The sequence below is a fragment of the Arthrobacter stackebrandtii genome, assembly GCF_017876675.1.
Lineage (GTDB): Bacteria > Actinomycetota > Actinomycetes > Actinomycetales > Micrococcaceae > Specibacter > Specibacter stackebrandtii.
In genome coordinates, this window is record NZ_JAGIOI010000001.1 from 3,567,842 (window position 1) to 3,590,907 (window position 23,066).

Genomic DNA, 23,066 nt, shown 5'->3' on the forward strand with positions numbered 1-23,066 from the left:
TGATGAGTAAGGAAACTGAGCCGATCCGCAGCCGCAGGCAACTGCGCGAGCAGTCGGCACACGATGCAGGCACGGCGGGCACGCCCATTGTGCCCGTGAACCCTGCGACCGACATCCCCGAAGCACCCCCATCTGCGGCGCCGGGCTTGCCGGATCCGCCGGCAGCGGCCGGCCCCGGGGCGGAACCCGCCCCCGAGACCTCACAATCGGCTGTTGTGCCCCCCGCCTCCCAGGGAGTTCCGCGCGGTGAGCGCGAATCCCAGACCAGGGCGCGCGACCGTGCCGCCCTGCGCGCCTACCAGGAACTCGTCGACCCGCAGGTGGCCACGCCGCTGCCGTCCCGACGGGCCATGCGCCAGGCCCAGCTCGACGCCGAACGTGCCCCCATCACCGCGCTGAACACCGTCATCCCTGTCCCGCCCAAGCTGCCGGTGCAGCCCGGTGTCCAGGCGCCGGCCGCCGGCACTGCTGCACCGGTCCCCATGGCGGCCCCGGCGGGACCTGTGGCCCCTGCACAGGCCGTGTTCCCGGAGGCCCTGCCGGCCGCCGCGCCGCCAGCCAGGCTGCCGGCCATAGATTCCGTCCTTGCCCAGGACTCTGCCGGAGGGCCCGCGCTGCCGGAGAACCCCGCGACGCCGGCCGCGCCCGTCCGCAGCGGCCGCCGTGCTGCAGCATCCGTGAGCCTTGAAAGCCAACAGATGGAACAGGTCGCTGCCGCCATGGCAGCCGACCAGCAGGACGTGCCGGGGCCGGGGGCGCCAGCCGCTCCTGCGCGGCTTCCCGGCGCCGCCGAACCCGCCCCGGAAACAGCACCCCGCGCGGTTGTCCCTTCCGCAGTGCACGGCAGCCGCGGCGTTCCCGCCACCATGCCGGCCGCATTCAACCGGCCGGGTGCCCCCGGCGGTGGCCCCGGAACGGCACCCGGTGCCGCTGCAGCCACATCCGGCAAGGCTCCTGCAGGCGCCCCCGGCGCGGCCGGGCTGCCCGGTTCCCTGGCAGCCAACTATCCGCCCATGCCCGGGCTCGTCCCCGGCGGCAGCTACTATCCGGTCTCGGCCGGACCACCTCCGGCACCGCCCACCGAGGAAGAACTCGCCGCGCTGGCAGCCAAAAAGGCCGAAGCCGAGCGTGCCGCCATCCTGAGCCAGCGCGCCCAGGCCCGTGAACGCCTGGCGCAGGAAAGTGCCAAGAGCAAGAGGGCATCCGCCGACCCCAAGTCGACGGACAACCTCGCCATGGTGACGCCTTTGGAGTTCATCGAGGTGCCGGGTTCGGAACGGCCGGTTCTCCGGCCGCCCTCCACCACACATGTGCCCATCGTGACCCGGGCCAACCCCCGCCAATCGCCGCGGCTGCCCCGCCCTGCCGGTCCCGCGCCGGCCACGGGCACCCTGCCGGTGGTAGGCGGCCCGCGCACATCGGCGACACCCAGTGTGCCTGCGGCCAGCGCAGAACGCTTCGACGCGGCACTGTCTCCCGGGGCGGCCCGCCGCCCGGGGACCGGCAGCCGCCCCTTGACCGGCGGGCGCAGCAGCACGCTGATGCAGGCCCAGGCCATGGCGACCGGCGAGCACCCAAAGGTGCGCCCCGCCGTCGAGCATGCCGAGGTGCAGCGTTCCCAGATGCCGCCCATGCCGGCCGACTACGCCCACGGCCTGGAGCCGCTGGACGCGATGACTGCCGGACTGGGCCGCACGCAGCGGAACATGCTCATCCAATGGGGCTCCATCCTTGTTGGCGGGGCCGCTCTCGTGGTCGGCGCCATCATGTTTTTCACCTCCCTCTAGCACGCCATATTTTTTACCAATCAAAGGAAACCGTAGTGAGCGCAACACAACAGTCCATCGACATAGCACGGGCCGCGGCGCGGGCGGCATCGGACAAGCTGGCCGAGAATGTAACAGCCCTTGATGTCAGCGAACGCCTGGCCATCACGGACATCTTCTTCATCGCCTCGGCAGCCACCGAACGCCAGGTCAACGCCATTGCGGACGGCATCGAAGACGAACTCCACAAGTTTGACCTCCGGCCCGTCCGCCGCGAAGGCCGTTCCAGCGGCCGCTGGGTCCTGTTGGACTACGCGGACATCGTCTTCCACATCCAGCACGAGGAAGACCGCGTGTTCTACGCCCTGGAGCGCCTCTACGGCGACTGCCCGGTCATTGACCTGCAGCTGGCCGCAGCCGACCCCTCGGCCAAGGCCGCCGGCACCACGGCAGCAGAGTAAACAAACAAAACCCCAAACGGGCCCTGCGGATTGGAACCTGTCACTTGATGGCGTCAACTTCACCCGAGCGTTCAGTTTTGCAGCCCGCCGGCCCGCGCCGGCGGGTTATTTTTTGGCGCCACGGACGCACGTCCTGGAACGCCGCGCGCCGATTCCAGGGCCAGAGCGACATCCCCCTCGACCAGGTTGGCGCCTCCCAGGCCCTGCGCTCAGCAGCACTGCTTGCCGGCAAGCTTGCCATGCACGACGGCGGGGCCGCCAATGTGAGGATCGTCTCCTCCGACCTTTTGCGCGCCCATGCAACGGCTCGGGCCCTGGCGGATCTCACCGGCCGGGACGTGGCCGTGGACGCCAGACTGCGTGAAACCCACGGCGGAGCGTGGGAGGGGCTGACGTTTGATGAAATCATCAGCGGCTACCCCGATGAGATCCAGCGGTGGCAGCGTGACGAGCCCGGGGTGCGCGCCGGCGGGGGAGAGACCCGGGTGGAGGTGGCTTCCCGCATGGTGGAGGCCATACTTGACGGCGTGGAGCAGCTGCCCGACGGCGGCACCCTGGTGGTGGCCACCCACGGCGGCGCGACGCGCGTTGCCCTGGCCAAGCTGCTGGGCCTGCCTGAAGATTTGTGGCGCACCCTCTCCGGGCTCTCCAACTGCCACTGGTCTGTGGTTGAGGCCATGGGGCCTGCATCCGACGGTGCTGCCGTTGGCGGCTGGCGGCTGCTTGAACACAACGTGGGCACCCTCCCGCAGCCTTACGAAGCACCCGAGGACCTCGCCGAACCGGTGGAAGACTAGGCTTCACTTAGTGCCGCAGGGGGACGCGATGTGGCAGATATTGTGTCGGACCAGCAGCCCGGATTCCGCCGATTTGGCACTACGCCAAAACGTGCTCTACTATGGACAGGTTGCTTCAGCCAAGACCGACAGGTCAAGGGAAGAGGCAAGTGTTTGGGGCTGTGGCGCAGCTGGTAGCGCACCTGCATGGCATGCAGGGGGTCAGGGGTTCGAGTCCCCTCAGCTCCACCAAACACGGTCAATTTGGAAATATTCTGGCTGCGTTATATAACTAAATATAGTTCTTTGGGGCTGTGGCGCAGCTGGTAGCGCACCTGCATGGCATGCAGGGGGTCAGGGGTTCGAGTCCCCTCAGCTCCACCAAGGAAAAAGTCCGGTCACACCCAGTGTGGCCGGACTTTTTTGTGCCTGCCTGGGGCGCGGAACCAGTGGGCGGCCAGCGCGGGCCGGCAGCGGCGTGCCGGTGTGCGGCGCCATGACTTTTGACACAAAATTCAGGCGGGGCCGCGCGCCCAGCTGTCAAGGAATCCTTGACAGCTGGGTGAGCAGACGTAGCTGAAGGTAACAGCCTTGGCCGGAGTGCACGGCAACTGTGCGGGTTTTCCGGCCCTCATGACTCTTCAGTGGGCATGGCGGCGCAGCTTTCGCGGCCCACCGTGTTTTCGGCACAGGGCCGCGCGTCGAGACAGGGGCAAAACCGCATGCCGCGGGGCCCGTATTGCCGAAAATGGGTTAAACCCGCGAGATAGGTGCACTACCTACACCTACCTCGCGGGCTTTGCCCCGGGTCGGTGATGGCGGCGGGAAAGCGCAGCGGGGTTGGCCCCGGCTCGGCGTCCGGACCGGTGGAAGAGTCACAATAGCCGGTCTTCCCGACAGCTGCCCCACGATTCGCACTCCCGGCATGTTGGAGTCCCGAGTACACCGCCGCCCCACCCCGGAAAGTCTGGGACAATATTCCCGTGCCCATCCCAGAACCCGCCCCCGCCGCCCGCAGCTACGAAGCCGTCCTGACCAGCATTGAGGCGGAACTGCGCGACGGCAGGATCAAGGTCGGCGACCAGCTCCCCGGGGAACGCGCCCTGGCCGCGCAGCACGGGATTTCCCGCGCCTCCGTCCGCGACGCCATCCGCGTCCTGGACGCCATGGGCGTGGTGCGCACCGGCACCGGCTCCGGCCCGCAGTCCGGCGCCGTGGTCATCGCCAACCCGGCCGCAGGCCTGGCCGCGACGCTGCGCCTGCACATGGCCACCAGCCATTTCCCCGTGGCGGACATTGTCCAGACCCGCATCATGATGGAGACCTGGGCCGCCCAGGAGGCCGCACGCCAGCCGCGGCAGGCACGCCAGGAGGAACAGCTGCACCTGCTCGTGGACCAGATGGCGCGCCCGGACCTTGGGCGGGAGGAATTCCACGTCCTGGACGCGGCCTTCCATGTCCTGCTGAGCTCGCTGGCCGGCAACGCCGTCATCACGGCGATGATGGAATCGCTGCGCTCGGCCATCCAGGGCTATGTCAGCGACGCCATCGATTCCGACCAAATGTGGCAGGGCATCGTCCCGGAACTGCGCCGCCAGCACGGGGACATCCTTACCGCCGTCCTGGCAAACGACGGCGCCGCGGCCTCACGCGAACTGCGCCACCACATCGAGTGGTTCCACTCGCAGACGAACCCCATCCAGCAGGGAGAGAACACATGATCGGCCCCGAATCCCGCTGCCCCTGCAGCAGCGGTGAACAGTTCGGCAACTGCTGCGCACGGTACCTGTCCACGGAAGCGCCGGCACCCACGGCCGAGGCACTGATGCGCTCGCGCTTCAGCGCCTTCGCCACGGCCAATGCGGACTACCTGCTGCGCACCTGGCACCCTGAAACGCGCCCGGCCATCCTGGAACTTGACCCGGACCAGCAGTGGTACCTTCTTGAAATCCTTGCCGTGCACGACGGCGGCGCCTTCGCCACTGCAGGCACCGTCACCTTTCGCGCCCACTACCGGAGCGCCACGGACCGCCGCCAGCGGGACTCCTTCACCGAAACCAGCAGTTTCGTCCGGGAAGCCGGCCGGTGGTTCTACGTGGACGCCCTGGAACTGTCCTAGCACCGCTACCGTCAGCGGCACCGGCTGGTCCGGGCGGGGCTGCATCGGGCGGCGCTGGCGCCGGCCCGCCCCGGTCGGCCCGCGGCCAGCGCGGCCCCGGCTACTCCTCGTCCGTGGCAGGTCCCGGCTCGGCGGCGTGCGCCCCGCCGCCGCCACTGGCGGCTGCTTCCTGCTCGGCCAGCGCCTTGCGGGCGTGCAGGATGTCGCCGATGAACCAGTCGTAGAGCAGCACGCCGATGACGCCGCCGATGAGCGGGCCCACAATGGGCACCCAGAAGTACCAGCTGAACGCACCGGGCACCCCGGTGATGGTGCCCGGCATGGCAACATCGCCCCAGCCGGCAATCCACGCAAACACGCGGGGGCCAAAGTCACGGGCCGGGTTGATGGCGTACCCGGCGTTGGCGCCGAACGACATGCCAATCGCTGCCACGGCAAAGCCGATGATGAGCGGGCCAAGGTTCGCCTTGGCGGCAGTGTTGCGCATGTCAATGATGGCCACGATCAGCATCACCAAGAACGCCGTGCCCACAATTTGGTCAATCAGCGGCACGGTCAGGTTCCCCTTGAAATACGGTGCGGGGAAGGTGGCGAAAATGGAGAAGGTGGCGAGCCCGCCGGCCTCGTCCCGCTGCGTCTTCGCGGCGGTGTTGAAGGCATCGATCGCGTTGAAATACACCACGTACAGCAGCGCGGCGGCGGCAAACGCACCCACCACCTGGGCCACGACGTACGGGACCACCTTGTTCCATGCGAACTTGCGCCGCACGGCAAATGCCAGGGTCACGGCCGGGTTCAGGTGCGCGCCGCTGACCCCGCCGGCCACATACACGCCCATGGCGACGGCCAGGGCCCAACCCCAGGTGATGAGCAGCCAGTCCCCGGAGGCCATGAAAATGGTGGTGTCGGTGGCCGCGCGCCCGCTGCCGGGAAGTGCCGCCACGGCCATGGCCACAACGCCATCACCGAAGCAGATCAAAACAAAGGTGCCAAGGAATTCTGCGAGAAGCTCGCCCCACACACCGCCCACACGCTTCAAGCCGCTGCCCTCACGAACACTTCGCCGCAGCGGGGTTATTACACTCATGGTGATCATCCTTAGAGTCGTCGATTACGGCGACGTATCTTGACTTTAGGTGACTGTCCCCAGTATACGTCGTATGTGATATTGCGCACCCGGGGCTGTGGGGGCCGCGGCGCCATTTCCCGGGCGGTAGAGTGTCCCGGTGGAGCAAAACAGCAGCATTGAGGACCCGCCCTTCGACTTTGGGCGCCTGCGCCGCTTTCCGGACGTCGAAGCGCCCAACCTTTTCGCCCATGACGCCACGGATGAGCTGATCCTCAGGGAGGCGTCCGGCGCCCTTTCCGCCCACGACGGCGGACGCGTCGCCATTGTGGGCGACCGCTACGGTGCGCTGACCCTCGCCGCCGCAACGCTCCACGGGCTCAGCGGCCTGAGGGTGCACCAGGACGGGCGCTCCGGTGAGCTGGCCCTGGCCGCCAACGCAGCCCGACTCGGACTGGAGGGATCCTATTCCTCCATGCCGCTCGACGCCGGCCTGGTCCGGGATGCCGCCGTGGTCTTGTGGCAGCTGCCGCGCAGCCTTGAGGAGGTCGCCGAGGTGGCGCAGCTCATCAGTGCCCATGCCAGTCCCGAGGTGCGCATCTTTGCCGGCGGGCGCATCAAGCACATGACCGTGGCCATGAACGCCGTGCTCTCCCAGTACTTTTCCTCCGTCATTCCCGGGCGTGCATGGCGCAAGTCCCGCCCGCTCGTGGTGGGCGAACCGTTGGCGACCGGGCAGCGCGGGGAGGGTCCGGCGTCGGACTTCCCCAAAAAGGAGTACCACGCCGACCTGGGCCTGTGGCTGTGCGCGCATGGGGCAACATTTGGCGGCACCAAGGTGGACGTTGGCACACGCTTCCTGCTGGGCTTCGTGGACCAAATGCGGCCCGGTGCGGCCGCCGCCGTGGACCTGGGCTGCGGCAACGGAACCATTGCAGCGGCGCTGGCCAAGGCGCGGCCGGCACTGCGCGTCACGGCTACGGACCAGTCCGCGGCCGCCGTTGCGGCGACCATGGAAACGGCCGCCGCCAACGGACTTGCGGACCGGATCGACACCGTCCGCGACGACGCGCTGGACAGCTTCGCCCCGGCGTCGGCCGAGCTCATTGTGCTGAACCCGCCGTTCCATGTGGGGGCGGCCGTGCATGCCGGGATTGCGCACAAGCTTTTCGCCGCAGCAGCCAGGGTGCTGGCACCCGGCGGGGAGCTGTGGTGCGTCTACAACAGGCACCTGGACTACAAGGACGCGCTGGCCCGCACGGTGGGGGAGACCTCCGTCATGGGGCGCAACAGCAAGTTCACCGTCACGAAGTCCACCAAAACCCTGTGAGAGCACGGTGGAGCCCCCGTGGCGTGTACGCTGGCGGGGCGGCTGCAGGGTAATGTGACACATGCGCCTTGGGGAGGCCGCCACTGTTTGCAGGCCGTTGAGCCACACACAATTTCAAGGAGAACGAGTTGAATGCTCCCGCGCCAGGAGTGCCGCAGCGGCGCCGCGGCACCAATCTGCCAAAGATGGGCGACTTCAACCAGGCCGTCATTCTTGATTCGATCCGGCGCTCCGAAGAAGGACTGAGCCGGGTTGAGCTGGCAGCACTGGCCGGGCTGGCAGCCCAGACTGTCTCCAACATCTGCCGAAGGCTGCTGGACTCGGGCCTCATCGTGGAAGCCGGCAAGGACGGGTCCGGCCCCGGCAAGCCCCGCACCATCCTGCGGCTGAACCCGAAGGGCATGTACGCGGTTGGCGTGCACATCGACCCCGCGCTGACAAGCTATGCATTGTTGGATGCCGTGGGCACCGTCCTCTTCTCCGTGGACGAAGCCACCGAGCTGGGGATCGACCCGGCCCAGGCCGTGGCCAACATGGGCACCCGGATCCTGTCCGTCATTGAGCAGTCCGGCGTTCCGTTTGGACGCATTGCCGGGGTTGGGGTGGCCACGCCGGGCCCCGTGGATGCCGCGAGCGGCACCGTCGTCAGCCCGCCGCACATGCCCGGCTGGACGCGCGTGCCGCTGCGCGACATCCTGGCTGAAACCACCGGCCTGACCGTGGTGGTGGAGAAGGACGTCACGGCCTCGGCCGTGGCTGAGCTGTGGGCGTGGTCCGGCCACGCCGCCGCGAACTTTGTCTTTGTCTACATCGGCACCGGCATTGGCGCCGGGCTGGTGCTCAACGACGAGGTCGTGCGGGGATCATCCGGCAATGTGGGCGAAATTGGGCACATCATCACCGACCCCGACGGGCCCCTGTGCGACTGCGGGCGCCGCGGCTGCGTCAAGGTCACCTGCATGCCGGAAACCGTCGTGGGCCTGGCCCGGGAGGCCGGCGTCCTGCCGGCACACCCCGTGGGGGAGCCGGCACCTGCACTGGCGGACGAGTTGGCGGCGGTGGCCCGTGCCGCCGCTGAAGGGGAGCCGTCCGCCGTCGAAATTCTGGACAATTCCGCCCGGCGCATGGCCGGGGCCGTCTCTGTGCTGACCAACCTGCTCGATGTGGATTGCGTGGTGTTTGGCGGGCCGTTCTGGCCGGCGCTGGCTCCGGTGTACCTGTCGAAGGTGCCCGCGCTGGTGGCTGCGTTGAGCGTGACCACCTGCGTCCACTCGGTGGAGATTGCCGGCACCAGGCTGACTTCCGGCGAGGAGGCGTTCGGCGCCGCCTGCCTGGTGCTGGAGAAGTCCTTCAACGCCAGTGCCGAGCAGCTGCTGCTGGACGCCAAGGCGTAGCGCGGCCGCAGGGCTGCTGCCGGCGCGAGTGGGGCATGATGCCGTGCGCAGGACGCTTGGCCGGCTGTGGCTGTGCGCCGGCGGGGCATCCAGCCGTGCGCATTAAGTGGTGAAGCCCGACGGCGCCCGGCCCGCCCAGGCGGGTTGCCCGCCGTCGGGCATGGCAGCCCGGCGCACAAGTGCACTGTTCTGCGCAGCGTTCCGCGTTGACCTGACGCACAACACTGTTCTGCGTCACGCCCGCACCAAACTCTGCGCAGAACAGCACGCTCACCCGGCCCGGCAGTTCAAGGTGTGACCGGGCGCAACGGTGCCCGGAGCATCACGCCGTAGAACCGGCGCGACAAAGCCACCGCCAACCGCATTGCCCCGCCTGAAAGGCCGGCTGCGTATTGCGTGCCCAGGAAGGCGCCGGGTGGCACCCCGCGCCCTGTTCCGGGTGACACCCCTCGCGGGCACTTCCCACGTGGAGGATCAGTCGACGCCCTCAAAGATCTCACCGAATGGAATGGTGGGATCGGTTCGGGCCTGCAGCTCATGCGGGTTCATCGTGATGCGGACGCCGTGCGTTTTCTCGGCGACTGACTGCTTGAGGACCGGCAGGACGGTGTCAATGAAACTCTCGTCCCTGCCCTGGAGGTACTCTGCATACGCGGCTGGCAATTCGTTCATGCACCATACTGTATCCTCCGGCCGCCCCAACCAACAGGGCCGCGCGCGGTGGCTTTTTCAACCCTTGGTGCGGGTCTTGCTGCGGCCCTGCGGCGCCGCACCGGTGCACAAAGTTCGGCATGGCGGCCATTTTGGCCTCCCTGCCGAACGGAACCTGTCAATTGCTACGACATGTTGCGACATAATTCTGCATCAATTTGCCTGGGCGGGAAACGCAGCCCTACTATGTAACTACGTTATTTCCTCAACGTGTGTCAGCGACCTTCGGCTAGTCCAAGGTGTGGGTGCCCCCATGTGGGCCTGACATTTGCTGGCGGAACCGTCCCCGATGCATTGCCAATTCGCAATGCCGACTCGACGCGTCCGCTGAACCTTTTTCGAAAAAGCAGCTGCTGCACTGTGTGTTCTAGAAGCACGGGCGGCGGCCGACCCATCCTCAAGGACCCCAAGCAAATGTCTCCTCCGAGCCTCATCCAGGCATCGGCGCCTTTGACACAGAGCGCACCGATCGCCCTTTCCTACGAACTGTTCCCGCCCAGGAATGCCGCCGCCGAGGCGGGCCTGTGGGACACCATCAGGGAATTGGAAACCACCAATCCCGACTACGTTTCCGTTACGTACGGTGCCAGCGGAAGCAACCGGGATACGGCCGTTGACCTGCTCAACCGGCTCCTCACCGAAACCTCCCTGCGCCCCCTGGCCCACCTGACGTGCGTCGGCAACACCGCCGACGAACTGGCAGAGATCATCTCCGAACTGCTGGACCACGGTGTGCGCGGCATCCTCGCCCTCCGCGGGGACCTGCCCCAGGAAGGCCCCGGGGAACCGCGGCCGGGGCAGCTGCACTATGCCCAGGACCTGATCGAACTGGTTCGCCGCGTGGAGCAGCGCCGCTCGGCCCTGCTGTGTGCAGGCAAGGTGGCCATTGGCGTGGCGGCCTACCCGGCACGCCACCCGGAATCGCCATCCATTGAACATGACGTGGAGGTGCTCCTGGCCAAGCAGCGCTCCGGCGCCGACTTTGCCATCACCCAGGTGTTCTTCCACGCAGACCAGTACCGCGACCTCGTGGTGCGGGCCCGCCGGGCCGGCGTCAGCATTCCGATCATTCCGGGCGTCATGCCGCTGACCAGCCTGCGGCGCGTCCAGCGCCTCGGCGACCTGACCGGCGTCGAGCCCTGCCCGGACCTGATCGATGCCCTGGGCCGTGCAGACGACGGAGCCGAAAGCCGGCGCGTGGGGGTGTCCGCCACGGTGGACCTTGCCCGTGCAGCGCTGGACGCCGGCGCACCCGGCATCCACCTGTACACCTTCAACGAGCATGCCGCCGCGCTCGAAGTGCTGGACAAGCTGGAACTCCTCCGGCCCGGACGCCCCGCCGTGGGATCCCGGACAGCCGGCGGCACACTCCAGCCGGCCTAGCCCGCACCCCACCACAAACTTCTGATACAAATAACTAAGGAATTTCCATGTCAAACAACACCGCATTCCCCGCAGCGTCCCTCCTGGGCTACCCCCGCATCGGCCGCCGCCGCGAACTGAAGAAGGCCATTGAGGGCTTCTGGGCCAACAAGATCGACGCCGCCGAGCTCGACGCAGCCGCCAAGGAAATCCAGCTCGGCACCGCCCGCCGCCTGGCCGAACTTGGCCTCACGGAAGCCGCTGCGATCCCTGGCACCTTCTCCTACTACGACCAGGTGCTCGACGCCGCCACCCACATCGGCGCCGTCCCGGCCCGTTTCGGCGAGCTGCGCAACGACGCCGGCCAGCTGGACATCAACGCCTACTTCACCCTGGCCCGCGGCACGGTTGAGCAGCAGCCGCTGGAAATGACCAAGTGGTTCGACACCAACTACCACTACCTCGTTCCGGAGATCGGCCCGGAAACCACCTTCTCCCTGACCTCCACCCGCGTGGTGGAGCAGTTCGAGTACGCATTGGCCAACGGCTTTGAAACCCGCCCGTACCTGGTGGGTCCCGTCACCTTCCTGCTCCTGAGCAAGGCCTCCGACGACGCACCCGCCGGCTTCAACCCGCTCTCCCGCCTCGAAGACGTGCTGCCGGTCTACGCCGAACTGCTCTCCAAGCTTGGTGCCGCGGGTGCCAGCTGGGTCCAGATCGACGAGCCCGCCCTCGTTGCCGACCAGGATGTCCCGGTCGCAGAGATCCAGGCCGCCGTTGCCCGCAGCCTCGAGGTCCTCGCAGCAGCCGCCGGCCGCCCGCAGATCCTGGTCTCCACCCCGTTCGGTGCCCTGACGGAACTGCTGCCCACCCTGGCAGCAGCCCCCATCGAGGCCCTGCACATCGATGCTTTCAAGGGCGCCGTCCCCTCCGCAGAAGAGCTGGCCCTGCTGGCCGGCAAGACCGTGGTTGCCGGCGTGGTTGACGGCCACAACATCTGGATCAACGACCTCGCCGAGTCGGCCGCCCGCCTCGACGTGCTCAAGGCCGCCGGCCTGAACGTCACGGTCTCCACCTCCACCTCCACCCAGCACGTCCCGCACGACGTCACCGAGGAAGTCCAGCTCTCCGAAGAACTGCGCAGCTGGCTCGCGTTCGCAGACCAGAAGGTCGGCGAAGTGGTGACGCTCGCAGCACACCTGGTGGATCCGGCGTCGTCCGAGGAAGCCATCGCCAAGGCAACCGCCACGATCGCCTCCCGCGCAGCCGCCGCCGGTGTCAAGCGCCCCGAGGTCCGCGCCCGCCTGGCCGCACTCACCCCGGCAGACTTCAACCGCTCCGACTTCGCCGTCCGCGAAGCCGCCCAGGACGAGGCACTGCACCTGCCGCCGCTGCCCACCACCACCATCGGATCCTTCCCGCAGACCGGGGACATCCGCTCGGCCCGCGCCCGCGCCAACAAGGGCGCCATCACCGGCGAGGAATACTCGCAGCTGATGAAGGATGAAATCAAGCGCGTCGTCGACCTGCAGGAAGAGCTCGACTTTGACGTCCTGGTCCACGGCGAGCCCGAGCGCAATGACATGGTCCAGTACTTCGCCGAGAACCTGGAAGGCTTCGACGTCACCGTCCACGGCTGGGTCCAGTCCTACGGCAGCCGCTGCACCCGCCCCTCCATCCTGTGGGGCGACGTCACCCGCGAGAAGGCCATCACGGTCGAGTGGGCCGAGTACGCCCAGTCGCTGACGGCCAAGCCCATGAAGGGCATGCTCACGGGCCCCGTCACGATCCTCGCCTGGAGCTTCGTCCGCGACGACCAGCCCCTGCGCGAGACCGCCAACCAGGTTGGCCTGGCCCTGCGCGACGAGATCGCAGACCTCGAGGCCGCCGGCATCAAGGTCATCCAGGTTGACGAGCCCGCCCTGCGCGAGCTCCTGCCGCTGCGCCGTGAAGACCAGGCAGCCTACCTGGACTGGTCCGTCAACTCCTTCCGCCTGGCCACCGCCGGCGCCGTGGACAGCACGCAGATCCACACGCACCTGTGCTACTCGGAGTTCGGCGTCATCATCGACGCCATCGACGGACTGGATGCCGACGTGACCTCCATCGAGGCCGCCCGTTCACGCATGGACGTTGTCAACGACCTGGAAGCGCACGGCTTCGGCCGCGGCGTCGGCCCCGGCGTGTACGACATCCACAGCCCCCGCGTCCCCGGCCAGGCCGAGGTCTCGGAGCTGCTGGGCACGGCCGTCAAGCACGTCCCGGCCCGCCAGCTCTGGGTCAACCCGGACTGCGGACTGAAGACCCGCGGCTACGTGGAGACCGAGGAGTCCCTGCGCAACCTGGTCAATGCCACGAAGGAAGTCCGCGCCCAGCTCGTCTAGCGTTTGCCCTTCGCGGGCCCGGATTTACTGAAGCACGACGGCGGCACCCTGTCTTTCGCATGAAGCGGAAGGCCGGGTGCCGCCCTCGTTGGCTGACGTGCCCCGCCACCGGATCCATGACGCACTTATTGCAGTGGAAAACGCTTGCTGGGGCCGCTTTGGTGCATCAAGTGCGTCACAGATGCGGAGGTGAGCAGGTAGATTGAAGCCATGAGCGCAGAGCAAACAGTGACAGGCATTCAGGGGACCGTTGACGCGGCGAGGGCGGTGTTCAAGAGCGGGGCCACCCGGCCGCTGGCGTGGCGGCTGAAGCAGCTGAAGGCCATGAACCAGATGCTGCTGGACCACCGCGACGACTTCACTGCCGCACTGGCCGCTGACCTTGGCAAGCACCCCGCGGAGGCCTGGCTGACGGAGATCGGCTTCCTCACCTCCGAGATTGCCCACACCGTCAAGCACCTCGAGGGCTGGCTCAAGCCGCGCCGTGCCCAGGTGCCGCTGGCGCTCGCCCCGGCCCGGGCCACCACGGTGCTGGAGCCGCTCGGCGTCGTGCTGGTCATTGCGCCCTGGAACTACCCCATCCAGCTGCTGCTGGCCCCCATCATCGGGGCGCTTGCCGCCGGCAACACCGCCGTGGGCAAGCCGAGCGAGATGACCCCGGCCAGTTCCGCCGCCCTGGCCCGCTGGGTGCCGAAATACCTGGACGGGGCCGTCAGCATCGTCGAGGGGGGCGTGCCGGAGACCACTGAGCTGCTGGCCCGGCGCTTCGACCACATCTTCTACACCGGCAACGGGCGCGTGGGGCGGATCGTCATGGCCGCTGCCGCGAAGAACCTCACGCCGGTCACGCTGGAGCTGGGCGGGAAGTCGCCGGTGTTTGTGGACGAGTCCGTGGACATGATCGCCGCCGCGCGCCGCATTGCCTGGGGCAAGTTCATGAACGCCGGGCAGACCTGCGTGGCCCCCGACTATGTCCTGGGCACGGACGCGGCCCTGGCCAAGCTTGCCAGGGAACTGCCGCTCGCCATTGAGGACCTGTACGGCGCCGAGCCCGCGCACAGCCTGGCGTACGGGCGGATCGTCAACGACGCCGCATTTGGCCGGCTGGCCGGGCTGCTGGAAGCGGATTTGGCGCCCGAGTCCGGTTCCTCCCTCGTTGCCGGCGGCGGCACCGACGCGGCAACCCGCTATGTTGAGCCCACGGTGCTGCACGTCGATGCGGAAGCCAAGGTCATGGAGGAGGAGATCTTCGGCCCGCTGCTGCCGCTGGTCACGGTCGGCTCGGCCGCGGAGGCCATCGCCTTCATCAACGAACGGGACAAGCCGCTGGCCCTGTATGTCTTCAGCGAAGACCAGGGCGTGCGCAAGGAGTTCATGGAACAGACGTCGTCGGGGGCGCTGAACTTCGGCGTGCCGGTGGCGCACCTGTCCGTGCCGGGGCTGCCGTTCGGCGGTGTGGGGGAGTCTGGCATGGGCAGCTACCACGGGCAGCATTCAATCGACACCTTCTCCCACCACAAGGCCGTGCTGGAGAAGCCGCTGTCGCCGGACACGCTGGGGTTCATCTACCCGCCGTTCGGCTCCCTGAAGCGGCAGCTCATCAAGCGGATCGTGGCGCCGGCCAGGAAGTTCCGGAAGGGCTAGCCCGCGGGGGAGCAGGCGCCGCCCGCGGCCGGGTCAGGGCGTGGGATCCACCGCGCTGGCGCCCGTCACCTCCTGCAGGATGGCCGCCAGCCTGTCCACAAACACCTTGACGCGGGTGCCCTGGTGCTCGTTGATCAGCAGGGCGAAGATGTTCCGGGCCAGCCGGATCTCCGGCACGTCGAGCACCACCACGTTGTGCGGCCTGCTGCGCAGCGCCAGTTCCGGGACCAGGGCGGCGCCAAGCCCCACGCTGGCCAGCTGCAGGGTTGCGTTGAAGTCGTCGCTGTAGGCCGCCACCCGGGGATGGACGTTGCAGCTGGCGAAGAGCCGTTCAATCACGGTGGCGTCGGAGGTTCCGGGATGGTGCATGATCCACGGCATGTCTGAGAGCTGTGCGGCCTCCATGGCCGATCCCGGCTGGATACCCCACTCGGCGGGCAGCACCACACGGAAATTGTCGTCTCCGATCCACTGCCGGTTCAGGCTGTGCGGCCACGCCAGGCCGGACTGCCCCACCTGGTAGACCAGCGCCACATCCAGCTCGCCGCCGCTGCGCAAGCCGCCGATGGTCTGTTGCGGCTCGCCCACCGAAACATGCAGGTTGATCCCCAGCCCCGGCCACTCCGGGCTGCGCAGCAGGCGCGGCAGCACGTGCGTGGCCAGCGACGGAAAAATGCCCAGGCGCAACTCCTGCCGGGTGCCCTCGTCCGTCCGGGAGCTGGCGGCGAGGAGTGCATCAATGTCCGTCAGTACCTTGCCGGCGTGCCGGGCCATGACCAGGGCTGCCTCGGTGGGTGCCACGCTGCGGGCGGAGCGCTGGAATAGGCGGACGCCGCTGTCTCGTTCCAGGGACGCCATCTGCTGGGAAACGGCCGACGCCGTGTACCCCAGCTGGGTGGCTGCCGCGGCGAAGGATCCGCGCCTGATGACTTCCAGCAGCGTGCGCAGGTGGAGCGGGTTGATCACGGGGGCCACCTTCTTTCAGTCCGGGCTGCTTCCAAGGCAAGCATAGGCGCCAGGGCGTCATGTGGGACAGCGGTGGTGGTGTCGGCGCCATCGTTATGTACATTTGTACATAACGACAAACGACCCGAGGATGGACCCGCCGTGCCGCACCCCTATTTTGCCAACGACCCCCGCACCATGCGCCAGCGCATGGAGGCCGGCGACCTGTACCTGGCCGAGGACGCCGAGCTGGCCGCAGCCTCCCAGCGGGCCATCATGCGGGCCCACCGCTACGGCCAGCTGTGGCCGGAGGACCGGGATGCGGCCGAGGCGATCCTGGCGGACCTCATTGGATCGCTGGGGGAGGACGTGGAGATCCGCCCGCCCCTGTACGTGGACTACGGCCGATACATCTCCGTTGGCGCAGGGACCTTCATCAACTACAACTTCACCGCCTTGGACGTCGCCCCCATCACGATCGGGGCGGACGTCATGATCGGGCCCAACGTCCAGCTCCTGACCCCCACGCACCCGCTCGAACCCTGGCTGCGCCGGGACAAGCTCGAGGCGGCCAGGCCAATCGTGATTGGCGACAACGTGTGGCTGGGCGGGGGAGTCATTGTGCTGCCCGGCGTCACCATTGGGGAGAATACCGTGGTGGGGGCCGGCTCCGTGGTCACCCGCGACCTGCCGGCCAATGTGGTGGCCGTGGGGAACCCGGCCCGCATCAGCAAGCAGCTGCCGTGAGCGGGGAACAGGAGGCGGCAGGCCCGGTCCACGGCAGGGCGCGCCGCCGCCACGACCCGGAGCGGCGCGCCAGGATCAGCGACGCCGCCCTGGACGTGATTGCCGAACACGGCGTGGCCGGCACCACGCACCGCAAGATCGCCGCCGCAGCGGGGGTCCCGTTGGGGTCACTGACGTACCACTACGCCACCCTGGACGAACTCCTCGGAGAAGCCTTCACCAAGCTTGCCGACCGTACGGCCGACGGTTTCGAGGCGGCCATGGCACAGGTGGGGAACCAGGATGAGGCGCGCGACGCCGTCGTCAGCCTCATCACGGGCGAACTCCTCAACGACCCCCGCACCATGGTCCTGTCCTATGAGCTCTACGCGCTCGCAGTCCGCCGCCCCGAGCTGCGGCGCGTGACCCACGCCTGGATGGCCCGGAGCCGGGCGGCCATCGGCAGGTTCTTTGACCCCGCCACCACGCTCATGCTCGACGCCCTCATTGAAGGCCTGTCCATGCACCGCGCTCTGTCCCTTGACCCGATGCCCCGGAGCACGGTCGAAGAAGCCGTTGAAAGAATTGTGAGAACCCCGTGACCCTGAAAACCATTGATCCCGCCGTCCCACTGCCGGTGCGCCGCGCCCGCGTGGCCGTCGCCGCGCTGTTCCTGACCAACGGCGCGCTGTTCGCCAACCTGCTCCCGCGCTTCCCGGAGATCAAGGCCATGCTGGGCCTGGACAACGCCGGCTTCGGCCTTGCCGCGGCCGCCTTTCCACTCGGGGCCATGCTGGCAGGTCTCGCAGCCGGGGCACTCATCCGCCGCTTCGGCTCCGCCCGGGTGGCCGTGGCCGGCACCGTGTTGACGGCGCTGGCCCTGGCCTGCGCCGGGATGGCGCCCACCGGCCTGCTGTTCGCCGCGGGCATGGGCATTGCCGGGGCGATGGATGCCATTACCGACGTGGGGCAGAACTCGCACGGCCTGCGCGTCCAGAAGCTCTTTGGCCGCTCCATCTTGAACTCCTTCCACGCCGTGTGGAGCATGGGTGCCGTGCTGGGCGGGCTCATGGGTGCGGCCGCCGCCGGGCTTGGCGTCCCCGTGCCGCTTCACCTGGCCGTTTCCGGCGCCCTGTTCGCGGCGGTGTCGCTGTGCAGCCTGCGCTTCCTGCTGCCCGGTGCCGGGGAGGCCGGTGCGGAGACCGCTCCTGCCGGTGAGGCGTCCGACGGCGCCCGGCCCGCCCGGGCGGGTGGGGCCACGTCGCGTTTCAGCGGCCGTGGCAAGTACCTGGTCCTGCTTGCCCTGGTGCTCGTGGCGGCCGCCGGCTCGCTCGTGGAGGATGCCGGGAACACCTGGGCGGCCCTGTACCTGAGGGATGGCTTCGGTGCCCCGGCCTCTATTGCCGGGCTGGGCTTTGTGGCCCTCGTGGGCGCCCAGTTCGTGGGGCGGCTGGTGGGGGACCGGCTCGTGGACCGCTTTGGCGAGCGACTGGTGGCGCAGGCCGGCGGCGCGCTCGTGGCCCTGGGCATGGGCCTGGCCCTGCTGTTCCCCAGCCTGCCGGGTTCCATCGCCGGGTTTGCCGCGGCCGGGTTCGGCATTGCCACGCTCGTTCCCGCCGCCATGCACGGGGCGGACAACATTCCTGGGCTGCGCCCCGGCACGGGCCTGACGGTGCTGAGCTGGCTCATGCGCATCAGCTTCCTGCTTTCCCCGCCCGTGGTGGGCGCCATTGCCGATGCCACCTCGCTGCGGACCGGGCTCTGGGTGGTTCCGCTGGCCGGCATCATGGTGCTGGCACTGTCTCCGGTCCTGGCCGGAAAGCGGGCCGCCGGCCGGGGATGATGTCCTGCGGCGGGCCAACGTTGCCCCGGTCACCACGGCATGTTGTGCGGGCCACTAAAAACCGCCCCGCGCGACACGCCGGACACGTCCGACACGCGGGGGAAATTAATGTGGCTAAGTACTCCACAAGCTGTGGATAGCGGTGATTAAACCTTGAGTTCTCGCGCTTTTAATCTGCCCTGCCTGTGGACGACAGGTGCATAAAATGACATACTTGTAATACATCATGTAGGGGTCAACCGCGAGGGCGTGCACTACATGTAGTATCTATTACAGATTCCAGCCGATCCTGATGAAGGCGGCCGGAGCAGCTCGAATAGCTGGCGAGACCGTGGCGTGAAGCGAAAGGTCCCACCGACAGCGAGTGGGCCCAAAAGGCCGCCATAGGCAGTTTTAGAAAAAAGGGGAACTTGATCATGACCGTCACGGTTTACACCAAACCTGCATGCGTCCAGTGCAACGCAACGTACCGCGCGTTGGACAAGAAGGGCATCACCTACCAGAGCGTGGACATCTCCACTGATCCGGAGGCACTGGAGCACGTGCTGAGCATGGGCTACCAGCAGGCCCCTGTTGTGATCACCGACGCCGACCACTGGTCGGGCTTCCGCCCGGACAAGATCGCAGAACTGGCCGCCGCAGTCGAGGCCGCCGTCGTAGCGTAGCGGACCGCGGGCCCGCCCGCAGGATCCACCTAAAACTTAACGTGCGCAATGCACACCCAGTGGGGCTGGCCGGAAATTCGGCCGGCCCCACACAGGCAACAAGAACCGTTGGAAAGCGAAAGCCATGTCAGCAGTTGCAGCAGAACAAGCTGTAGGTGCACCAGCAAGCAGATACACCTCCAGCCGGCTGATCTATTTTTCCTCAGCCTCCGACAACACCCACCGTTTCATGGTGAAGCTCGGGGTTGAGGCGGCACGGCTGCCACTCTTTACCAGGGAAGAAACCCTGCTGGCGCAGGAACCCTTTGTGCTCGTACTCCCCACTTATGGCGGGGAGACCCGGCGAGGGGCCGTGCCAAAGCAAGTCATCAAGTTCCTCAACGTTGAGGAGAACCGCAAACTGATCCGCGGCGTCATCGGCGCCGGGAACACGAACTTCGGAACAACCTATTGCCTGGCCGGGGACATCGTCTCCGAAAAGTGCCACGTACCGCATCTATACCGTTTTGAACTCATGGGCACGTCTGATGACGTGGACCGCGTTCGCGAAGGATTGGAAGAATTTTGGACACGATTGTCTCAGAACACGACTCAACAGTGAAGAACTCAAAGGACATGCCCGCAGCATGGGAAGGGCTCGGCTACCACGAGCTCAACGCCATGCTCAACCTGTACAACTCCAAGGGTGAGATCCAGTTCGACGCGGACAAGGCCGCCGCACGCCAGTACTTCCTGCAGCACGTCAACAACAACACCGTGTTCTTCCATGACCTGGAAGAGAAGCTGGAATACCTGGTGAAGAACGAGTACTACGAGCGCGAGACGCTTGACCAGTACACGATGAACTTCATCCGCGACCTCTACAACCACGCGTACAAGAAGAAGTTCCGCTTCGAGACCTTCCTGGGCGCGTTCAAGTTCTACACGTCCTACACGCTGAAGACCTTCGACGGCAACCGCTTCCTGGAGCGCTATGAGGACCGCGTGTGCATGGTCGCCCTGCACCTGGCCCGCGGCAACGAGGAACTGGCACTGAAGATCGTCGATGAAATCATCGACGGCCGCTTCCAGCCCGCCACCCCCACCTTCCTGAACGCCGGCAAGGCACAGCGCGGCGAGCTCGTCTCCTGCTTCCTGCTGCGCATCGAAGACAATATGGAGTCCATCGGCCGCTCCATCAACTCCGCACTGCAGCTCTCCAAGCGCGGCGGCGGCGTCGCCTTTGCACTGACCAACATCCGCGAGGTGGGCGCACCCATCAAGCAGATTGAGAACCAGTCCTCCGGCGTCATCCCCGTGATGAAGCTCCTCGAAGACAGCTTCTCCTACGCCAACCAGCTCGGTGCCCGCCAGGGTGCCGGCGCCGTGTACCTGCACGCCCACCACCCGGACATCAACCGCTTCCTCGACACCAAGCGCGAGAACGCCGATGAAAAGGTGCGCATCAAGACCCTGTCCCTGGGCGTTGTCATCCCCGACATCACCTTTGAGCTGGCCAAGCGCGACGAGGACATGTACCTGTTCTCCCCGTACGACGTCGAAAAGGTCTACGGCATGCCGTTCTCCGACATCTCGGTCACCGAGAAGTACTACGAAATGGTGGACGACGCCCGCATCAAGAAGACCAAGATCAAGGCACGCGAGTTCTTCCAGACCCTCGCCGAGATCCAGTTCGAGTCCGGCTACCCGTACATCATGTTTGAAGACACGGTGAACCGCGAGAACCCCATCGAGGGCAAGATCATCATGAGCAACCTGTGCTCTGAGATCCTGCAGGTTTCGGCACCCACCACGTACAACGACGACCTCTCCTACGCAGAGGTTGGCAAGGACATCTCCTGCAACCTCGGCTCGCTGAACATTGCCAAGGCCATGGACTCGCCTGACCTCGGCAGCACCATCGAGACGGCCATCCGCACGCTCTCGGCAGTGTCCGACATGTCGAACATCACCAGCGTCCCTTCCATCGCCCGTGGCAACGACCAGTCGCACGCCATTGGCCTGGGCCAGATGAACCTGCATGGCTACCTTGCCCGTGAGCGCGTCCACTACGGTTCCGAAGAGGGCCTGGACTTCACCAACATCTACTTCTACACGGTTGTTTACCACTGCATCCGTGCCTCGAACCTGTTGGCCATCGAAACCGCCAGCACCTTCGCCGGCTTCGAGAACTCCAAGTACGCCAGCGGCGAGTTCTTCGACAAGTACACGGACCAGGAATGGCTCCCGCAGACCGCCAAGGTCATTGACATGTTCGAGGGCGTCCACATCCCCACCCAGGATGACTGGCGCGAGCTGAAGGCCTCCGTCATGGAGCACGGCATCTACAACCAGAACCTGCAGGCCGTCCCGCCCACCGGTTCCATCAGCTACATCAACAACTCCACCTCCTCGATCCACCCGATCGCCTCCATGATCGAGATTCGCAAGGAAGGCAAGCTGGGCCGCGTCTACTACCCGGCCCCGTACCTGACGAACGACAACATCGAGTACTACAAGGATGCGTACGAGATCGGCTTCGAGAAGATCATCGACACCTACGCCGCCGCCACGCAGCACGTGGACCAGGGCCTGTCCCTGACGCTGTTCTTCAAGGACACCGCCACCACGCGTGACATCAACAAGGCCCAGATCTACGCCTGGCGCAAGGGCATCAAGACCATCTACTACATCCGCCTCCGTCAGCTCGCGCTGGAAGGCACGGAAGTTGAGGGTTGCGTCAGCTGCGCGCTGTAGCAGGCATTGTATCAAGCTAGCCTTTTATTATTAGGTTAGTTTGACCAAAACTGAAGAGCACGACGGCGGGCACATCCCGCCGTCGTGCCTTCGGCTTAAGATTGATTTGGCCCGTGCGGCCACCAAGATTTTTACAAGGAGAAAGCAGCCATGACACCGGACAAGCTGAAGTTGGCCAATCACGTAACGGCCATCAACTGGAACCGCATTGAGGATGAGAAGGACGTTGAAGTCTGGAACCGCCTGTGCAACAACTTCTGGCTGCCGGAGAAGGTGCCGCTGTCCAATGACATCCAGTCGTGGGCCACGCTGACCCCGGACGAGCAGCTGCTGACCATGCGCGTGTTCACCGGCCTGACCCTGCTGGACACCCTGCAGGGCACCGTGGGCGCCGTCTCGCTCATTCCGGATGCCATCACCCCGCACGAGGAAGCCGTGTACACGAACATTGCGTTCATGGAGTCGGTGCACGCGAAGAGCTACTCCTCGATCTTCTCCACCCTGTGCTCCACGAAGGAAATTGACGAGGCATTCCGCTGGTCGGTGGAGAACGTGAACCTGCAGAAGAAGGCTCAGATCATTGAGTCCTACTACTACGGCGACGACCCCCTCAAGCGGAAGATCGCCTCCACGCTGCTGGAGTCCTTCCTCTTCTACTCGGGCTTCTACCTGCCCATGTACTGGTCCTCACGCGCCAAGCTGACAAACACTGCAGACCTGATCCGCCTGATCATCCGCGACGAGGCCGTGCACGGCTACTACATCGGCTACAAGTACCAGAAGGGCCTGGAGACAGTTCCGGAAGAGCGCAAGGAAGAGCTGAAGGCCTGGACCTTCGAGCTCCTCTTCGAGCTCTACGAAAACGAAGTCCAGTACACGCACGACCTCTACGACTCCGTCGGCCTGGCCGAGGACGTCAAGAAGTTCCTGCACTACAACGCCAACAAGGCGCTCATGAACCTGGGCTACGAAGCCATGTTCCCGGCCGCCGTGACCGACGTGAACCCGGCCATCCTCTCGGCCCTGTCGCCGAACGCGGATGAGAACCACGACTTCTTCTCCGGTTCCGGTTCCTCCTACGTCATCGGCAAGGCCGTCAACACCGAAGACGACGACTGGGACTTCTAGGCCTTGTTCC

20 protein-coding genes and 2 tRNA genes are annotated in these 23,066 nt (G+C 66.5%); 19 read left to right on the forward strand and 3 right to left on the reverse strand.

Features of this window, described 5'->3' with window-relative positions:
• Positions 1-2: 2 nt before the first annotated feature.
• From JOF48_RS15595 to JOF48_RS15625, 7 genes are all read left to right on the forward strand, one after another.
• The gene (locus JOF48_RS15595; RefSeq protein WP_209682086.1) at positions 3-1,787 is read left to right on the forward strand and encodes a hypothetical protein; all 1,785 of its coding nucleotides are present in this window, start codon (positions 3-5) and stop codon (positions 1,785-1,787) included.
• 35 nt (positions 1,788-1,822) lie between these two features.
• A complete protein-coding gene (rsfS, locus tag JOF48_RS15600; RefSeq protein WP_209682088.1) occupies positions 1,823-2,227 on the forward strand; it encodes a ribosome silencing factor in 405 nt (134 codons plus the stop codon).
• A gap of 47 nt (positions 2,228-2,274) precedes the next feature.
• Positions 2,275-3,024: a histidine phosphatase family protein gene (locus JOF48_RS15605; RefSeq protein ID WP_209682090.1), complete on the forward strand. Its 750-nt coding sequence runs from the start codon at positions 2,275-2,277 to the stop codon at positions 3,022-3,024.
• 155 nt (positions 3,025-3,179) lie between these two features.
• Positions 3,180-3,255 (forward strand) — tRNA-Ala (locus JOF48_RS15610).
• Between the two features lie 56 nt (positions 3,256-3,311).
• Positions 3,312-3,387, forward strand: a tRNA-Ala gene (locus JOF48_RS15615).
• A gap of 599 nt (positions 3,388-3,986) precedes the next feature.
• Complete coding sequence (locus tag JOF48_RS15620) at positions 3,987-4,724, forward strand: FadR/GntR family transcriptional regulator (protein ID WP_342591270.1); 738 nt, start codon at positions 3,987-3,989, stop codon at positions 4,722-4,724.
• On the forward strand, positions 4,721-5,122 hold the full coding sequence (locus tag JOF48_RS15625) for a YchJ family protein (protein WP_209682091.1): 402 nt from the start codon (positions 4,721-4,723) through the stop codon (positions 5,120-5,122). The genes JOF48_RS15620 and JOF48_RS15625 overlap by 4 nt, the downstream gene beginning before the upstream one ends.
• Before the next feature lie 100 nt (positions 5,123-5,222).
• Here JOF48_RS15625 and JOF48_RS15630 read toward each other — a convergent pair whose 3' ends face one another.
• Complete coding sequence (locus JOF48_RS15630; protein WP_209682093.1) at positions 5,223-6,209, reverse strand: MIP/aquaporin family protein; 987 nt, start codon at positions 6,207-6,209, stop codon at positions 5,223-5,225.
• 139 nt (positions 6,210-6,348) lie between these two features.
• Between JOF48_RS15630 and JOF48_RS15635 the strand changes: the two genes are divergently transcribed.
• Positions 6,349-7,518: a class I SAM-dependent methyltransferase gene (locus JOF48_RS15635; protein ID WP_342591271.1), complete on the forward strand. Its 1,170-nt coding sequence runs from the start codon at positions 6,349-6,351 to the stop codon at positions 7,516-7,518.
• Positions 7,519-7,703: 185 nt separating this feature from the next.
• Positions 7,704-8,912, forward strand: coding sequence for an ROK family protein (locus JOF48_RS15640; protein WP_209684641.1), 1,209 nt, complete (start codon positions 7,704-7,706; stop codon positions 8,910-8,912).
• A gap of 474 nt (positions 8,913-9,386) precedes the next feature.
• Here JOF48_RS15640 and JOF48_RS15645 read toward each other — a convergent pair whose 3' ends face one another.
• Positions 9,387-9,584 (reverse strand): hypothetical protein, encoded by a 198-nt coding sequence (locus tag JOF48_RS15645; protein ID WP_209682094.1) that lies wholly within the window; start codon positions 9,582-9,584, stop codon positions 9,387-9,389.
• A gap of 453 nt (positions 9,585-10,037) precedes the next feature.
• On the opposite strand from JOF48_RS15645, the gene JOF48_RS15650 reads away from it, so the two are divergent.
• The 3 genes from JOF48_RS15650 (at position 10,038) to JOF48_RS15660 (ending at position 15,013) form a co-directional block, all read left to right on the forward strand.
• On the forward strand, positions 10,038-11,006 hold the full coding sequence (locus JOF48_RS15650; protein ID WP_209682096.1) for a methylenetetrahydrofolate reductase: 969 nt from the start codon (positions 10,038-10,040) through the stop codon (positions 11,004-11,006).
• A gap of 47 nt (positions 11,007-11,053) precedes the next feature.
• Positions 11,054-13,369: a 5-methyltetrahydropteroyltriglutamate--homocysteine S-methyltransferase gene (gene metE / locus JOF48_RS15655; protein ID WP_209682098.1), complete on the forward strand. Its 2,316-nt coding sequence runs from the start codon at positions 11,054-11,056 to the stop codon at positions 13,367-13,369.
• 210 nt (positions 13,370-13,579) lie between these two features.
• Positions 13,580-15,013 (forward strand): aldehyde dehydrogenase family protein, encoded by a 1,434-nt coding sequence (locus JOF48_RS15660; RefSeq protein WP_209682100.1) that lies wholly within the window; start codon positions 13,580-13,582, stop codon positions 15,011-15,013.
• Between the two features lie 33 nt (positions 15,014-15,046).
• Here the strand turns inward: JOF48_RS15660 and JOF48_RS15665 are convergent, their stop codons facing one another.
• Complete coding sequence (locus JOF48_RS15665; protein ID WP_209682101.1) at positions 15,047-15,979, reverse strand: LysR family transcriptional regulator; 933 nt, start codon at positions 15,977-15,979, stop codon at positions 15,047-15,049.
• Between the two features lie 141 nt (positions 15,980-16,120).
• On the opposite strand from JOF48_RS15665, the gene JOF48_RS15670 reads away from it, so the two are divergent.
• The 7 genes from JOF48_RS15670 (at position 16,121) to nrdF (ending at position 23,056) form a co-directional block, all read left to right on the forward strand.
• Positions 16,121-16,705, forward strand: coding sequence for a sugar O-acetyltransferase (locus tag JOF48_RS15670; protein ID WP_209682103.1), 585 nt, complete (start codon positions 16,121-16,123; stop codon positions 16,703-16,705).
• Positions 16,702-17,286 carry a TetR/AcrR family transcriptional regulator gene (locus tag JOF48_RS20085; RefSeq protein ID WP_209682104.1) on the forward strand — a complete coding sequence of 195 codons (585 nt, stop codon included), beginning with the start codon at positions 16,702-16,704 and terminating at the stop codon, positions 17,284-17,286. Before JOF48_RS15670 ends, JOF48_RS20085 begins: the two co-directional genes overlap by 4 nt.
• Positions 17,283-18,527: an MFS transporter gene (locus JOF48_RS15680; protein ID WP_342591272.1), complete on the forward strand. Its 1,245-nt coding sequence runs from the start codon at positions 17,283-17,285 to the stop codon at positions 18,525-18,527. Before JOF48_RS20085 ends, JOF48_RS15680 begins: the two co-directional genes overlap by 4 nt.
• A 416-nt stretch (positions 18,528-18,943) precedes the next feature.
• Positions 18,944-19,192 (forward strand): glutaredoxin-like protein NrdH, encoded by a 249-nt coding sequence (gene nrdH / locus JOF48_RS15685; protein WP_203314443.1) that lies wholly within the window; start codon positions 18,944-18,946, stop codon positions 19,190-19,192.
• Positions 19,193-19,316: 124 nt separating this feature from the next.
• The gene (gene nrdI, locus JOF48_RS15690; RefSeq protein ID WP_209682106.1) at positions 19,317-19,793 is read left to right on the forward strand and encodes a class Ib ribonucleoside-diphosphate reductase assembly flavoprotein NrdI; all 477 of its coding nucleotides are present in this window, start codon (positions 19,317-19,319) and stop codon (positions 19,791-19,793) included.
• Between the two features lie 14 nt (positions 19,794-19,807).
• Positions 19,808-21,928, forward strand: coding sequence for a class 1b ribonucleoside-diphosphate reductase subunit alpha (gene nrdE / locus JOF48_RS15695; protein ID WP_209684645.1), 2,121 nt, complete (start codon positions 19,808-19,810; stop codon positions 21,926-21,928).
• A gap of 150 nt (positions 21,929-22,078) precedes the next feature.
• A complete protein-coding gene (gene nrdF / locus JOF48_RS15700) occupies positions 22,079-23,056 on the forward strand; it encodes a class 1b ribonucleoside-diphosphate reductase subunit beta (RefSeq protein WP_209682107.1) in 978 nt (325 codons plus the stop codon).
• Positions 23,057-23,066 lie beyond the last annotated feature (10 nt).